11 protein-coding genes are annotated in these 14,673 nt (G+C 75.0%); 7 read left to right on the top strand and 4 right to left on the bottom strand.

Features of this window, described 5'->3' with window-relative positions:
* Positions 1-1,011 (top strand): LysR family transcriptional regulator, encoded by a 1,011-nt coding sequence (locus H7H31_RS05835; protein WP_187060856.1) that lies wholly within the window; start codon positions 1-3, stop codon positions 1,009-1,011.
* Positions 1,012-1,271: 260 nt separating this feature from the next.
* Positions 1,272-2,633, top strand: a complete 1,362-nt coding sequence (locus tag H7H31_RS05830) for a carbohydrate-binding protein (protein ID WP_187060855.1) — start codon at positions 1,272-1,274, stop codon at positions 2,631-2,633.
* Positions 2,634-2,887: 254 nt separating this feature from the next.
* Here H7H31_RS05830 and H7H31_RS05825 read toward each other — a convergent pair whose 3' ends face one another.
* Entirely contained in the window at positions 2,888-3,445 is a 558-nt protein-coding gene (locus tag H7H31_RS05825; RefSeq protein WP_187060854.1) for a DUF3291 domain-containing protein, read from the bottom strand.
* Positions 3,446-3,713: 268 nt separating this feature from the next.
* Positions 3,714-5,339, bottom strand: a complete 1,626-nt coding sequence (gene aceB / locus H7H31_RS05820; protein ID WP_187060853.1) for a malate synthase A — start codon at positions 5,337-5,339, stop codon at positions 3,714-3,716.
* Between the two features lie 415 nt (positions 5,340-5,754).
* Here aceB and H7H31_RS05815 point away from each other — a divergent pair, with 415 nt between their 5' ends.
* Complete coding sequence (locus H7H31_RS05815) at positions 5,755-6,339, top strand: DUF2975 domain-containing protein (protein ID WP_187117820.1); 585 nt, start codon at positions 5,755-5,757, stop codon at positions 6,337-6,339.
* A gap of 58 nt (positions 6,340-6,397) precedes the next feature.
* Here the strand turns inward: H7H31_RS05815 and H7H31_RS05810 are convergent, their stop codons facing one another.
* On the bottom strand, positions 6,398-7,114 hold the full coding sequence (locus tag H7H31_RS05810) for a nucleotidyltransferase family protein (protein ID WP_187059551.1): 717 nt from the start codon (positions 7,112-7,114) through the stop codon (positions 6,398-6,400).
* A 169-nt stretch (positions 7,115-7,283) separates the two neighbouring features.
* On the opposite strand from H7H31_RS05810, the gene H7H31_RS05805 reads away from it, so the two are divergent.
* The 3 genes from H7H31_RS05805 to H7H31_RS05795 all read left to right on the top strand — a co-directional run bounded on the left by H7H31_RS05805 (position 7,284) and on the right by H7H31_RS05795 (position 11,965).
* On the top strand, positions 7,284-9,083 hold the full coding sequence (locus H7H31_RS05805; RefSeq protein ID WP_232109706.1) for a serine/threonine-protein kinase: 1,800 nt from the start codon (positions 7,284-7,286) through the stop codon (positions 9,081-9,083).
* A 116-nt stretch (positions 9,084-9,199) separates the two neighbouring features.
* Positions 9,200-11,425, top strand: a complete 2,226-nt coding sequence (locus H7H31_RS05800; protein WP_187117818.1) for a serine/threonine-protein kinase — start codon at positions 9,200-9,202, stop codon at positions 11,423-11,425.
* A 231-nt stretch (positions 11,426-11,656) separates the two neighbouring features.
* Positions 11,657-11,965, top strand: coding sequence for a DUF5955 family protein (locus H7H31_RS05795; protein WP_232109705.1), 309 nt, complete (start codon positions 11,657-11,659; stop codon positions 11,963-11,965).
* A gap of 55 nt (positions 11,966-12,020) precedes the next feature.
* Here the strand turns inward: H7H31_RS05795 and H7H31_RS05790 are convergent, their stop codons facing one another.
* Entirely contained in the window at positions 12,021-12,812 is a 792-nt protein-coding gene (locus H7H31_RS05790) for an IclR family transcriptional regulator (RefSeq protein ID WP_232109704.1), read from the bottom strand.
* A gap of 501 nt (positions 12,813-13,313) precedes the next feature.
* Between H7H31_RS05790 and allB the strand changes: the two genes are divergently transcribed.
* Complete coding sequence (gene allB, locus H7H31_RS05785; RefSeq protein WP_187060697.1) at positions 13,314-14,633, top strand: allantoinase AllB; 1,320 nt, start codon at positions 13,314-13,316, stop codon at positions 14,631-14,633.
* Positions 14,634-14,673 lie beyond the last annotated feature (40 nt).

Here is a 14,673-nt window from a genome sequence, read left to right as displayed (position 1 = left end):
ATGGACCTGGAGATGCGGCATCTGAGGGCGATCCGGACGATAGCCGAAGCGGGCAGCCTGACCCGGGCAGCCGCTGTGCTCGGGCTCGCGCAACCCGCCCTGAGCGCGCAGTTGAAACGGATCGAGGCCACCCTGGGCGGGCGGCTGTTCGAGCGGGGCCGGTACGGCGTGCGGACCACCGCGCTGGGTGACTTCGTGTTGGACCGCGCCCGCATCCTGCTGCCCGCCGTGGGGCAGCTCCAGCGCGAGGCCGTGCGCCTGACCCAGGACGGCGAGCAGGCGCCCGCCTTCCGGCTCGGCGGCACCCACGGGCCGCTGCTCGGCGCCATGGTGGACCGCCTGTCCGCCGCCCACCCGGGCGCCCCGGTGACCACCCGCATCGCCTGGTCGGACCGGGAGATCGCCGCGTCGGTCGCCGACGGGCGGCTGAACTTCGCCGTCATCGGCGCCTGCGGCCAGAGCACCCCGCCCGAGCCGGACCGGCTGGCCTGGCGGCAGTTCGCGGTCGATCCGATCTTCGTCATGCTCAGCACCGACCACCCGCTCGCGACCCGCTCCGAGGTCGAGTTGGCCGATCTCGCCGACGAGGCGTGGGCCGTCGTGCCGGGCGACGGCTGCTTCGGCGAGTGCTTCAACGCCGCCTGCGCCCGGGCCGGGTTCCGGCCCCGGCGCCTGTACGAGACGGACATCGCCTCCTGCGTCTACCTGGCCGAGGTCGGCCGCGCCGCCGGCCTGTGCCGCGCCACCCTGCCCACCCCGCCGGGGCTGGTGACCCGGGCGCTGGCCGGTACGCCGCTGATGTGGCGGCACCTCATCGGCTGGGACCCCTACGGGCCCGCCGCCGACGTCGCGTCCGACGTGGTGGAGCACGCGTACGCCGCGCACGCCGACGCCGCCACCCGCAGCGAGAGCTACGCCGCCTGGCTCGCCGCTCACGACGCGGAGGTCTGGAACCCGGCCCCGAACCCGTGCCGGGCGCCGTCCAGGCCGGGGGAGAGGTCCCTGGCGTAGCCGTGGGACGGGACCCGGGCGCGGCCGGGCGAGGGGGACCTGATGTGATGGCCGTGACGCGGCGCGGTGCAGGTCGCGGGCGCGACGGTGGTGCGGTCGTGGCCCGCGCGGTGGCCGTGGACCGATCGCGGCGGTGCGTGTCGATGGCGGCGCCGCCACAGGTCCATACCGCGAGGCAGGGGTAAATCTGGAATCTTCTGCGGAAGAGATCGCGCCACTTACGGTTTCGCCAACCCCCACCGAAACCGAGGAGACACCCCATGCCCCAAAGACACGCCACCATCGCGTGTGCCGCGGCAGCGGCGGTCGGCGCCCTCGCCCTCAGCCTGCTGCCGGGCACTGCCTCCGCGCGGTCGGCCGACTCCGCCGCCCCGACGGCCGCGGAGACCCTGCGCGTCGCCGACACGTCCCCGGCCGTCCTCGCGGCCATGCAGCGCGACCTGGGCCTCAGCAGCCCGCAGCAGGCCAAGGAGCGACTGGTCAACGAGGCCGACGCCGGCGCGCTCGCCGGCCGGCTCCAGCAGTCGCTGGGCCGCGACTTCGCCGGCGCCTGGGTCAGCGGCGCCGAGTCCGCCACGCTGACCGTCGCCACCACGGACCGCTCCGAGGTCGCCGGCATCGCCGCCAAGGGCGCCAAGGCCAAGCTGGTGTCGCACACGCTCGCCGAGCTGGACGCCGCCAAGGCCAAGCTCGACCGCGCCGCGGTCAAGAACAGCTCGGTCGACGCCCCGTACTGGTCGGTGGACGTGCGCACCAACACCGTCGTGGTGAACGCGGTCAAGCCGGCCGCCGCCCAGAAGCTGATCTCCGCCAGCGGTGTCGCCCGCGACCTCGTGCGCGTCGAGACCATCTCCGAGAGCCCGCGCCCGCTGTACGACATCCGCGGCGGCGACGCGTACTACATGGGCAGCGGCGGTCGCTGCTCGGTCGGCTTCGCGGTCACCCGCGGCACCACGGAGGGCTTCGCGACCGCGGGCCACTGTGGCCGGGCCGGCACCACCACCAGCGGCTTCAACCAGGTCAGCCAGGGCTCCTTCCAGGCGTCCACCTTCCCCGGCCGTGACACGGCCTGGGTGGCGACCAACAGCAACTGGAAGGCCACGCCGTACGTCGCGAGCCAGGGCCAGAACGTCAAGGTCGCGGGTTCGACGCAGTCGGCCGTCGGCGCCTCGATCTGCCGCTCCGGTTCGACCACCGGCTGGCACTGCGGCACCATCACCCGGCACAACACCAGCGTCACCTACCCCGAGGGCACCATCAGCGGCGTGACCCAGACGACGGTCTGCGCCGAGCCCGGTGACTCCGGCGGCTCGTACATCTCCGGCAGCCAGGCCCAGGGCGTCACCTCCGGTGGCTCCGGCGACTGCCGCTCGGGTGGTACCACCTTCCACCAGCCCATCAACCCGCTGATCCAGGGCTACGGGCTCACCCTGAAGACCGATGACGGCGGTGGCCCCGGCCCCGGCCCCGGCCCGGGTGAGGGCACCTGGGCGGCCGGCACCACCTACAACGCCGGCGACCAGGTCACCTACAACGGCTCCACCTACCGCTGCCTCCAGCCGCACCAGGCCCAGCCCGGCTGGGACCCGGTGAGCGCCCCGGCGCTGTGGCAGCTCGTCTGAACCACACCCCACGGCGACCGGCTTGACGCGGTCCGGGAGACCGGGCCCGTGAGCTGACCGGCCGACCGGCGCCCGCACGGGCGCCCCGGCCCCAGACCATCGCCGAGGGAGAAACGGGCGGTGCGGGACAGAGGGGTCCCGCACCGCCCGGCCCTCTTTTTCGCGGTTGTACGTTTCGCGTTTTGCACGTTCTTCACCTTCCGGCGGCCGGCCCCGTGACCACTACGGGGCCGGCCGCCGTTCGGGCTTCCGCGTCAGCGCACCCGCTCGTCCTTCGGGCCGATGCCCGTGACCCGGGTGGGAGTCGCCTCCGGGGTGAAGGCGTGGTGGAAGGTGAAGGCGTGCGACGCGGGGCCGTGGGTGTGCAGGTGCTCCAGCCGGGAGACCCCGTCCTGCCAGGTGGGTGTCGCGCCTTCGGGGACCCACCAGAACACGTAACCCGGGTGCGTTGACCGCTCGAACCAGTCGTGACGCCTGTTCAGCGCCGCCCGGTGCGGACCGGTGTAGATGGCGTCGAAGGCGGGGCGCAGGTCGGTCCAGAGCGAGAGGGAGGCGGCCAGGGCGATGGTGTCCATCGTCCGGCCCTTGCCGTACCAGGCCGGTACGGCGAACTCGCCCCACGCGCCCCAGTCCAGGTCGAAGTGGGCGCCCCGCTTCCCGTCGGCCGCCTCGGCGTGAGCGAGGTACCCGGGGTGCTGGCTGATCTTCCGGTAGATGGCCTCGCCGCGGTCGAGGAACTCGCCCGTGAGGGGCGCGGGATCGGTGAGGGGCGACCTCAGGACGCCGAACGTGTACAGAGCGAGATGGGGCATGCGTCTCCCTGGAGGGGGTGCCTGGCGGGGTCCCGTTCGGTGGCCCACGCGCGGGGCGAGGGCGCGCGGGGCGGGCCCCACGCGTCCCGTCGCGGGAGCGCGCGGCCCGCGGGAACTCCCCGTACGACCGTGGGCGATCGCCGGGGACCAGGTGAAGGTAGCCGCCCCGGCGGACCCTGTCGAAGTTGCGTTTTCCCCGTCCAGATGGCCTCAGAAACCGGTCGTGTGAGGGGTGGGGGACCCCGCCGGGAGTAGCCAACTCCCCTGCTCACTCCAAGAGTTCGTACGCCGGCAGGGTGAGGAAGTCCGTGTAGTCGGCGTCCAGCGCCACCCGGAGCAGCAGGTCGTGCGCCCGCTGCCAGGCGCCGGCCGCGAAGGCCGCCTCGCCCGCCTCGGCGCGGATGGCCGCCAGTTCGTCGGCGGCGACGGAGCGCACCAACGCGGCGGTGACCGGCACGCCGTCCTCCAACACCACGCCCGCGTTGACCCACTGCCAGAGCTGCGAGCGGGAGATCTCGGCGGTGGCCGCGTCCTCCATCAGGTTGAAGATGGCCACGGCGCCCAGCCCGCGCAGCCACGCCTCGATGTACCTGATGCCCACCTGCACCGCGTTGACCAGGCCCGCGCGCGTCGGGCGCGCCTCCAGCGAGTCGACGGCCAGCAGGTCGGCCGCGCGCACCGCGACGTCCTCGCGCAGCCGGTCCTTCTGGTGCGGGCGCGTCCCCAGCACCCGGTCGAAGGAGGCCATGGCGATCGGCACCAGGTCCGGGTGGGCCACCCAGGAGCCGTCGTAACCGTCGCGCGCCTCCCGGTCCTTGTCGGCCCGCACCTTCTCGAAGGCGACCGCGTTGGCCTCGGCGTCGCGGCGCGAGGGGATGAAGGCCGCCATGCCGCCGATCGCGTGCGCGCCGCGCTTGTGGCAGGTGCGGACCAGGAGTTCGGTGTACGCGCGCATGAAGGGCGCCGTCATCGTGATCGCGTTCCGGTCGGGCAGTACGAACCTCGGCCCGCCGTCCCGGAAGTTCTTCACGATCGAGAACAGGTAGTCCCAGCGGCCCGCGTTCAACCCCGCGGCGTGCTCGCGCAACTCGTAGAGGATCTCCTCCATCTCGAACGCCGCCGTGATGGTCTCGATCAGGACGGTGGCCCGCACGGTGCCGCGCGCCAGGCCCAGGTGTTCCTGGGCGAAGACGAACACCTCGTTCCACAGCCGCGCCTCGTGGTGCGACTCGGTCTTGGGGAGGTAGAAGTACGGGCCCCTGCCCCGCTCGGCGAGATGGCGCGCGTTGTGGAAGAAGTACAGGCCGAAGTCGACCAGCGCGCCGGGGATGGCGCGCTCGCCCACCCGCAGGTGCCGCTCGTCCAGGTGCCAGCCGCGCGGACGTACGACGACGGTCGCCAGCTCCGCGTCCGGACGCAGGGCGTACGTCTTGCCCCCGGGGCCGGTGAAGTCGATGCGCCGGGCGAAGGCGTCGCGCAGGTTGAGCTGGCCGCCGATCACGTTCTCCCAGGTGGGCGCCGAGGCGTCCTCGAAGTCGGCCAACCAGACCCGGGCGCCGGAGTTGAGCGCGTTGACGGTCATCTTCCGGTCGGTCGGACCGGTGATCTCCACGCGCCGGTCCTGGAGCGCGGCGGGCGCCGGTGCGACCTGCCAGTCGCCCGCGCGGACGGCCGCGGTCTCCGGCGGGAAGTCGAGCGTGCCGGTACGGGCGATCTCCGCGCGGCGCTCGGCGCGCCGCGCCAGCAGTGCGTCGCGGCGCGGCGTGAACCGCTCGTGCAGCGCGCCGAGGAAGGCGAGCGCCGCGTCGGTGAGGATCTCGTCCTGGCGGTCGAGGCGGTGCGCGGGATCGTCGGCGACGGTGACGGCAGGCGGGGGCTGGACTGGTACGGCCATGAGAGCTGACTCTCCTTCGACGGGCGCCCCCGGCCGAGCCGCCCCCCGGGCGCGGCCGGGGCCAACGCGGCGGCCTGCGGGGCGCGGAAGGGCGGGCGGGGCGCGGAGGGCGGTGGCGGACGCCGCCGCGCGGCGACGGCGAACGGTGCCCGGGTGGGTGGTGCCGTGGTGCCGTGGTGGAGGTGCGGGGACGGCGGAGCTTCGGCCATGGTGCTTCTGATTGATGGAGAATAGTTTTCTCATGGTGGAAGTTCAATGGGGCCGATGTCCGGCAGCGGTCACGCCGTGGCCCGCGTCCGTCGGGCGCCGCTCACGCGCCCGGCGGGCCGGCCCCACGCGCCGGCGTCCGGGCGGCTGACACGGGTTGCGGCGAGTGCGTGGCGTGGTGGGGGGAGCGCCGTCGATGATGGCTCATATGACGGGACGACAGCGGGCGTTGGCCTGGGGCGGCGTGACGGCCGGGGCATTGCTGGCCATCGGGTTGGTCGCGCTCGTGGCGATCGCCGACCTGGACACGGCGGGCCAGGTGGCGGGCATCGTGGGCACGATCGTCGGCCTGGCCGGCCTGGGCGTCTCGGTGTACGCGCTGCGGCGGCCCGCCGCGCCGGCTCCACCCGGCCCGACCGCCCCCGCGAGCCCCGCCGTCACGGCGAGCGGGCACCGGTCCGTCGCGATCGGCGGAAACGTCTCCGGCGCCGTGTCCACCGGCGACGGCCCCACCCCGGCCCCGGCCCACCCCCGAAGCGGAGCCGCGCCCCTCGCGCCACCCACCGTGTCGCCGGCCGTGCCAACCACGCCAACCACGCCGCCCGCCACCGCGCACGCCTCGGCGGAGCGATCGGTGGCCATCGGCGGGAACGTCTCCGGGATCGTGTCCACCGGCGACGCCACCACGGTCGACCCGGCCACCGGCACCACCGCCGACCCGCATACCGGCACCACCGTCGGCCCGCACACCACCCCCGCCCCCGGCACCCACCCCGGCGACGGCGACCGCTGACGCGCCGAGGGCCCGGCCGGCCGAACGAGCCGCTACCCACGACGAACCCGCCCCGACCTCAGCGGTCGGGATCGAGCAGCCGCAGGTCGGCCGGGGTGTCGATGTCCGCGCAGGAGGCGATGTCGGCGCACTCCACGAGCGTCAGATCGGCCGCGTGGGCGCGCAGGAAGTCCCGCGCCCCACGGTCGCCGTGGGCGAGCGCGGCCACCTGTGCCCAGTGCTGTCGGGCGAACAGCACGGGGTGCCCGCGCCGCCCTTCGTACGCCGCGGCCACCAGGCCCGCGCCCGCCCGGTGCGCGCGCACCATCCGCGCCACCGCCTCCGCGCCCACGCCCGGCTGGTCCACGAGGAGCACGAGGACCGCCGAGGCGCCCCGGCTGGAAGGCGACCCGCCCGGCCCGAGCCCGCCACGCGGGGCGTCGCGCACCGACGCCAGCCCGGCGCGCAGCGAGGAGCCCATGCCCGTGGCCCAGTCGGGGTTGTCGGCCACGACGCAGCCCGCGAGGTCGGCCCGCTCGCGTACCCGCTCCGCCGCCGCCCCGAGCACCACGTGCACCACGGGCGCGCAGCCCCCCGCCCGCGCCGCACGCACCGCGCGCTCCACCAGCGGCCGACCGCCGTGGTCGAGCAGCGCCTTGGGCCGCCCGCCGAGCCGCCGGCCACCGCCCGCCGCGAGCACCAGCCCGACGACGGCCGGCCGCTCCGCGGCGCTCGGCGCCACGCCCGCCGCCTTCGCCCGTGGTGGTGCTGGTGTGATCGGTGAGGTCGCTGCCATGGCCCTGTCCTACCGCACCACGCGCCCGGGGCGCGCTGGCGTACCGGCCAGCCGGAACGCGCCCCCGCCCGCGCCCCGGCCCCCGCCGGGCGGGCCCACCGCTCCGCGTACCGGGCCCGAAGGCTCGGTTAAGGTCGGGGCGTGCGGTGCTGAAACGGGGAGGACGAAGGTGGCGGAGGTCTTCAAGGCGCTGGGGGAGAAGGACCCGCGCCAGATCGCGGGCTACCGGCTCGCCGCCAAGCTCGGCTCGGGCGGCATGGGCAAGGTCTACCTTTCCTACACGCCGGCCGGCCGCCCGGTCGCGATCAAGGTGGTGCGGCCCGACCTGAGCGAGGACCCGGAGTTCCGGGGCAGGTTCCGCCGCGAGGTGGCGGCGGCCAAGCGGGTGCACGGCCTGTACACGGCGCCGGTCATCGACGCGGAGACCGAGGGCGACACGCCCTGGCTGGCGACCGCGTACGTGCCAGGCCCCTCGCTCCAGTCGGTGATCACCGACCACGGCCCGCTGCCCGTTCCCACCGTGTTGCTGCTGATCGCCGGGATGGCCGAGGCGCTCGCTGCCGTCCACGAGGCGGGCATCGTGCACCGCGACTTCAAGCCGTCGAACGTGCTGCTCGCGGCCGACGGCCCGCGCGTCATCGACTTCGGCATCTCGCGCGCCGCGGACGCCAGCTCGCTCACCGGCAGCGGCATGACCATCGGCACCCCGGCCTTCATGGCGCCCGAGCAGGCCGAGGCCACCGAGATCACGGCGGCCACCGACATCTTCGCGCTCGGCCAGGTGGCCTGCTTCGCGGCGTCCGGCGCCCCGGCCTTCGGCGACGGCACGCCGCACGGCGTCCTCTACCGGGTCGTCCACAAGGAGCCCGACCTCAGCAGCGTGCCCGAGGAGTTGCGCGAGCTGATCGGCCGCTGCCTGGCGAAGGAGGCGGCCGACCGGCCGACCCCCGCGGAGGTCATCGCCATGTGCCGGGCCGCGTCCCCCGGCGCCGAACTGCGCCGCCCGGAGGACTGGCTGCCCACCGTGGTCGCCGCCGACCTCGGCCACCGGTCCGCGAGCCCCGCACCGGCGGCCGGTGCCTCCCCGCACGACGAGACGCTGGCCCGGGGCCGTGGCGCCGACGCGAGCGCGCACCACAGCGCGGCGGCGTCAGGTAGTGGCGCGTTCGACCCGGCGCGGCGCGAGCCGGCCGCCGACCACCCGAACGCCCCCGACCGCGCCCCCGCTCCCGACTCCGGTGGCACCGCCGCGCCCCCGGGGCGGGCCGGCCGGCGCGTGGCCGCGTTGGTGGCCGCCGCCGTGCTCGTGGTGGGAGCGGGCGCCGGCGCCGCGTACTACCTCGGCCAGGACGACGACGGGGACAGCTCCGCCCGGCGCGGGGGCGATTCGAGCGCCCCGCGCACGCCCGACGGCGAGTCGAAGGGCGAGCCGTCGCGCGACGCGTCGGACCCGGTGGGCCAGGGCCCTGGGGGCGGGCCGTCCGGCAGCGGGGACCGCGAGGGCGTGGAGCCGACCGGCGTGCCCACCGGCCCGGGCAGCCGGTTGCCCGGCGGGATCAGCCCCAAGGGCGTCGACTACGACGACGTGTCGCTGCCCGACGGCTACCACCTCACCCTGGCCACCGACCCGCTGCGGCCCGACAACTCCCCGGCCACCGCCGCCGACTTCGGCTACCGCAACCCCGCCGCGCCCGGCAGCGGCGGCGGCAGCGTGCGCGCGGGCGACGGCGGGAAGCTGGTGCTGCTGCGGGCCGACGAGTACGGCTCCGCCACCTCCTGCCGGGACACCACCCGCTTCACCGCCGAGATCGGCCTCGGCCAGCTCACCCCGGGCTCCCGGGTCTGCGTGCTGGCCGCCTCCGGTGACCTCGCCCTGGTCACGTACCAGGGGGCCGCGCCGCAGGGTGATCCGAGTGACTACATCAGCCTCGACGTGACGGTGTGGCGGGCCGGTTCGCCGCGTACGTGAAGGAGTCAAGGTGACCGCGTCAGCGGCGGTGGCGCGGGTGACGACTTCCGATAAGGTCACCGCTGTCACATGCAAGCTTGAAGGGCAGCCCTGATGGGGCCGGGGGACGAGACGTCATGAATAGTGTGGATTCCGCGGGAGTCTTCAAGCCACTTGAGGGCGATGACCCGACGACGGTCGCGGGTTACCGACTGAGTGCGAAGCTGGGTTCCGGGGGGATGGGCAAGGTCTACCTCTCGTACACCCTCGGCGGCCGGGCCGTGGCCATCAAGGTGATCCGGCCCGAGTTCAGCGAGGACGCCGAGTTCCGCCGCCGCTTCCGGCAGGAGGTGAAGGCGGCCCAGCGGGTGCAGGGCCTGTACACCGCGCCGGTCATCGACAGCGACCCCGACGGCCCCACCCCGTGGCTGGCGACCGCGTACGTGCCAGGGCCCTCGCTCGCCGAGTCGGTGGCCCAGCACGGCAAGCTCCCGGTCTCCACGGTGCTCTTCCTCGTCGCGGGCATAGCCGAGGCGCTCCAGGTCATCCACGGCGCGGGCATCGTGCACCGCGACCTGAAGCCGTCCAACGTGCTGCTCGCCGACGACGGCCCGCGCGTCATCGACTTCGGCATCGCGCGCGCCGCCGACGCCACCTCGCTCACCAGCAGCGGCGTCACGGTCGGCACCCCGACCTTCATGGCGCCCGAACAGGCCGCCGGCCGCGAGGTCACCCCGGCCACCGACATCTTCGCGCTCGGCCAGGTCGCGGCGTACGCGGCGATCGGCACCCCGGCCTTCGGAGAGGGCACCTCGCACGGCGTGCTGTACCGCATCGTGCACGAGGAGCCGGACCTGACGGGGCTGCCGGCGGAGCTTTCCGACCTGGTCGGCCGCTGCCTGCGCAAGGACCCGGCCGCCAGGCCCGCGCTGGCCGAAATCCTCCAGTTGTGCCAACAGGCGTCGCCGCACACCCAGTTGCGCCGGTCCGAGGACTGGCTGCCGGGCGCCGTCGCGGCCGACATCACCGGCCGGGTACCCGCGCCGGCCCCCCGCCAGGTCCCGGCGCCGCCCCAGGTCGCGCCGGCGGCCGGAGTGGCCCCGGCGCCCGCCGCGCCGCCCGTACCGCCCGCCCCACAGCAGGCCCCGAGCCCCGCCTACCCGGCGCACGCGCCCCAGACCCCCGCCGCGCCCCCGCAGGCACCCCCGGCCGCGCCGCCCACCCAACCGCCGGCCGCGCCCGCCCAACCGCCCGCCGCCGCCCCGGCCGTCGCGGCGCAGCCCCCCGCCACCCCGGCCCCCGTGCCGACGCCGCCGGCCACCCCGACGCCGACGCCCACGCCCGCGCACACCCCGCCGCCGGTGCAGGCGGCGAACCCGGCCCAGACGCCGAACCCGACGCAGACGCCGAACCCGGCCCACACCCCGCCGCCGGTCGCGGCGCAGCAGCAGTACGGCTACCCGCAGGGTCAGGGGGCCGCCGCGTCGCCGCAGCAGTACGGCTATCCGCAGCAGGCGGCCAGCGCGCACCAGGCGTACGGCTACCCGCAGTCGGGCGCCGCCACGGGCCAGGGCGGGTTCGGTCCGCCCGCGTTCTCCACCACCGCCCTGACCACCCCGACGACCGGGTCGGACGGTGCCGGCCCGGGCTCGACCGGCACCACCGTGCTCGGCTCGCCCGAGGGCGGCGGCGCGGGGCCGCGCAAGCGCGGCCGGGGCAAGCTCGTGGCGCTGAGCGTGGCGGGCCTGCTGGTCTTCGCCGCGGCGGGCGGGGCCACCACGTACGTGCTCTTCCAGGAGGACGACAAGAAGTCCAACCAGGCCGAGAAGAAGGAGCCCTCCAAGGCCACGGAGACGCCCACCCAGGCGCCCAGCACCGACGAGCCGTCCACCCAGCCGAGCGACGAGCCCTCGCAAACCCCCACCGAGACGGCGCCCACCGTCGTCCCCGACCCCGAACCGGTGACGAAGAACGGCATCAACCTGCCGGAGGGCTACCACCTGTTCTTCGCCTCCGACCCCATCCACCCGGAGAACGGCAGCACCGACAGCGACATCGCCTACTACAACAGCTTCGGCGACCGGGAACTGCGTACGGGTTCGACGGACACCAAATTGGTGCTGCTGAACAACGCGCAGGAGGGATCGCTCGAAACCTGCCGCAGCGAGACCCGGTTCGCCACCACGATCGGCTTCGACCGGCTCTCCAAGGGCTCCCGGATCTGCGTACGCACCGGCTCCGGCCACATCGGCCTGGTGACCTTCAACGGCCCCGCGCCCGAGTCGGACCCGAGCGACTACGTCAAGCTCGACGTCACGGTGTGGCGCAACGCGCTCGACGTCGGAGTCGAGGACGATTCCTGATCGCGCCCCCTGACCGCCTCCCCCCGGCCGTTTTAGCCGGCTTTGCCGACCGATTTTCGCCCTGTGTATAGCGCACCGTGCGGAGAGTGGCGTTAACTGTGCCGCGTCCTTCGCGTATACGGGGGCGCGGAGGGTCGCGGGCGGACGCATGAGATGGGGAGGCGGTCAGTGTTGCCAGGCGACGAGGCAAGGTACGGTCGGCCATCCGACGTCTTGGCCATGGAGGGCACCGTGGCCGTCAAGCACCGGCGGCCCGCCGACGCCGAAAGAGACCCCAAGGCGGCGGAGCTGGGGCGGGCGGTCTCCCGGTTGCGGTGTGAACTGGCCGCCTATCCGGTCGAGTTGTCGGACCGTACGGTGGCCGACGAGGAACTGACGGCCCTGGACGCGATGGTGCGCGAGGGGCGGGCCGAGGTGCCGGAACTGCGGCGCTCGCTGCTGCTGATAGCGAGTTCGCTGGGCTCCGTGAGCCGGCTCGGGCCATCGGTGACGGCGGTGCGCACGGCGATCGACCGGTTCGGCGACGCGCCACACCGGTAGCCGCGCCCCGGTAGCCCGGGCCCCCCGGAGGGCGAGGGCGGTTCGGCGGGTGGGCTCAGGCGGGCCTGGTGGCGGCGAGGGTCCGCGACAGGTCCCGCGCGACCTCTTTGAGGAGCGGCACGATCCGTTCCTTCGCCGCGTCCGTGACCCGCCCGGCCGGGCCCGAGATGGAGATGGCCGCGGCGGTGGGGGAGTCGGGCACGGTGACGGCCAGGCAGCGCACGCCGATCTCCTGCTCGTTGTCGTCCACCGCGTACCCCGTGCTGCGCACCGTCTCCAGGGCGGAGACGAACGCGTCGGGCGTCGTGATGGTCTTCTCGGTGGCCGCGGGCATGCCCGTGCGCGCGAGCAGGGCCCGCACCTCGTCGTCCGGCACGGGGGCGAGCAGCGCCTTGCCCACGCCCGTGGAGTGCGGCAGCACCCGGCGGCCGACCTCGGTGAACATCCGCATCGAGTGCCGGGACGGCACCTGCGCGACGTAGACCACCTCGTCCCCGTCGAGCAGCGCCATGTTGGCCGTCTCGCCGGTCTCCTCCACGAGCCGCGCCAGGTGCGGCCGGGCCCAGGTGCCGAGCAGCCGGGACGCGCTCTCGCCCAACCGGATCAGCCGCGGGCCCAGCGAGTAGCGGCGGTTGGGCTGTTGGCGCACGTAGCCGGTGGCGACCAGCGTGCGCATCAGCCGGTGGATGGTGGGCAGCGGCAGCCCGCTGCTCGTGGCCAACTCGCTCAGCCCGACCTCGCCGCCGGCGTCGGCCATGCGCTCCAACAGGTCGAAGGCGCGCTCAAGCGACTGGACGCCACCCGAGCTGGCGGTGGAGGCGGTGTGGGACCGGGCGGACGTCGACACGTCGGCTTCCTTTCGGGGCGGAGGTGATCGGCCAAAGCGCCGTGTGGCTGGCTGGCCGACCGGCCATCGGCAGCCTACCCGGCGCCGAAGTCCCGCACCGAGCCGTCCACATGCTGCGATCGCCGGTAGCGACGGGTTTGTCCGCATCGCCGGCGGGGTGCCGGAGCGCCGCGCGGCGCCCCGCGCGCTTCTGGCGTACGGAATTCCGGTTCCGCTTCGCGAAGCGCGGTGGGTTGGTCGCGGGGGCACGGGCGGTGCCGTACGAGCCCTTGACGCCGGCGTGGGCCCGCGTGAACACTCCTTCAACAGAACGTTGAAGATCGGTGCGACGCGCGGTGTGACGGCGAGCGGCGAGGGGGCAGCGTGTCCGAAGCGTCCGGTGGAGCGGTCTCGTCCGGTGGGGCGGCGACGGAGAGCGGCCGAACGGGGGGCGCCGCCGCCCCGGGCGGTACCCCGTACGAGAGCGGCGGGGGGCCGCCCGCCCGGGCCTGGGTCGACCTCGTGCTGCGCTCGACGCGCGTCGTCACCCCGACCGGCGTCCACCCCGCCACCGTGCACGTGGCCGACGGGCGGATCGCCGGGGTGCTCCCGCACGCCGCGCCCGCGCCCGCCGGCGCCCGACGGGTGGAGCTGGGGGACGACGCGCTGCTGCCGGGCCTGGTGGACACCCACGTACACGTCAACGACCCGGGGCGCGCCCACTGGGAGGGCTTCGCCTCCGCCACCAGGGCCGCGGCGGCCGGCGGCGTCACCACCCTCGTCGACATGCCGCTCAACAGCCTCCCGCCCACCACCACCGTGCCCCACCTGGCCCGCAAGCGGGCCGTCGCCGGCCCGAAGGTCCTGGTGGACGTGGGCTTCTGGGGCGGCGCCGTGCCCGACAACCTGGCCGAGCTGCGCGCCCTGCACGCGGCCGGGGTCTTCGGCTTCAAGAGTTTCCTGTCGCCGTCGGGCGTGGACGAGTTCCCGCACCTGACCCGCGCTCAGCTCGCCGCCGTGCTGGACGAGCTGGCCGCCGTCGACGGGCTGTTGCTCGTCCACGCGGAGGACCCGCACCACCTCGCGAGCGCCCCGCCCGCCAGCGGCCCGCGCTACGCCGACTTCCTCGCATCGCGGCCACGAGCCGTCGAGGGCGAGGCCATCGCCGCGCTCATCGACGCGGCCCGGGCCAGCGGCGGCCGGGTGCACCTGTTGCACCTCTCGTCCGGCGAGGCGCTGCCGATGATCGCGGCGGCACGCCGCGCCGGCGTCCGGATCACCGTCGAGACCTGCCCGCACTTCCTGACCCTGGCGGCGGAGGAAGTGCCGGACGGCGCCACGGAGTTCAAGTGCTGCCCGCCCATCAGGGAGGCCGCCAACCAGGACCTGCTGTGGCAGGGCCTGCGCGAGGGCGTCATCGACTGCGTCGTCTCCGACCACTCGCCGAGCACCCCGGAGCTGAAGACGGGCGACTTCGGCACGGCCTGGGGCGGCATCTCCTCGCTCCAACTGGGCCTGCCCGCCGTGTGGAGCGCCGCCCGGGCGCGCGGCCACGACCTGGCGGACGTCGCCCGCTGGATGTCGACGGCCCCCGCCGCGCTCGCCGGGCTCACCGTCAAGGGCGCCATCGCGCCGGGCCGGGACGCGGACTTCGCGGTCCTCGCGCCGGAGGAGACGTTCACCGTGGACGCGGCCCGACTGCACCACCGCAACCGGGTCACGGCGTACGCGGGCCGGACGCTGCACGGCGTCGTACGGTCCACCTGGCTGCGCGGCACGCGGATCGCCCAGGACGGCCAGCCCTCCGCCTCCGCTGGCGGCCGGCTGCTCACCCGCCGCTGACCGCGCCCCGGGCCGCCGCCGACGCGGCGCGAGGCGCTCG

This window comes from Streptomyces buecherae (genome assembly GCF_014295035.1).
Lineage (GTDB): Bacteria > Actinomycetota > Actinomycetes > Streptomycetales > Streptomycetaceae > Streptomyces > Streptomyces youssoufiensis.
The sequence above is the reverse complement of the archived record's forward strand: the minus strand, read 5'-3'. Positions and strand labels throughout refer to the sequence as shown.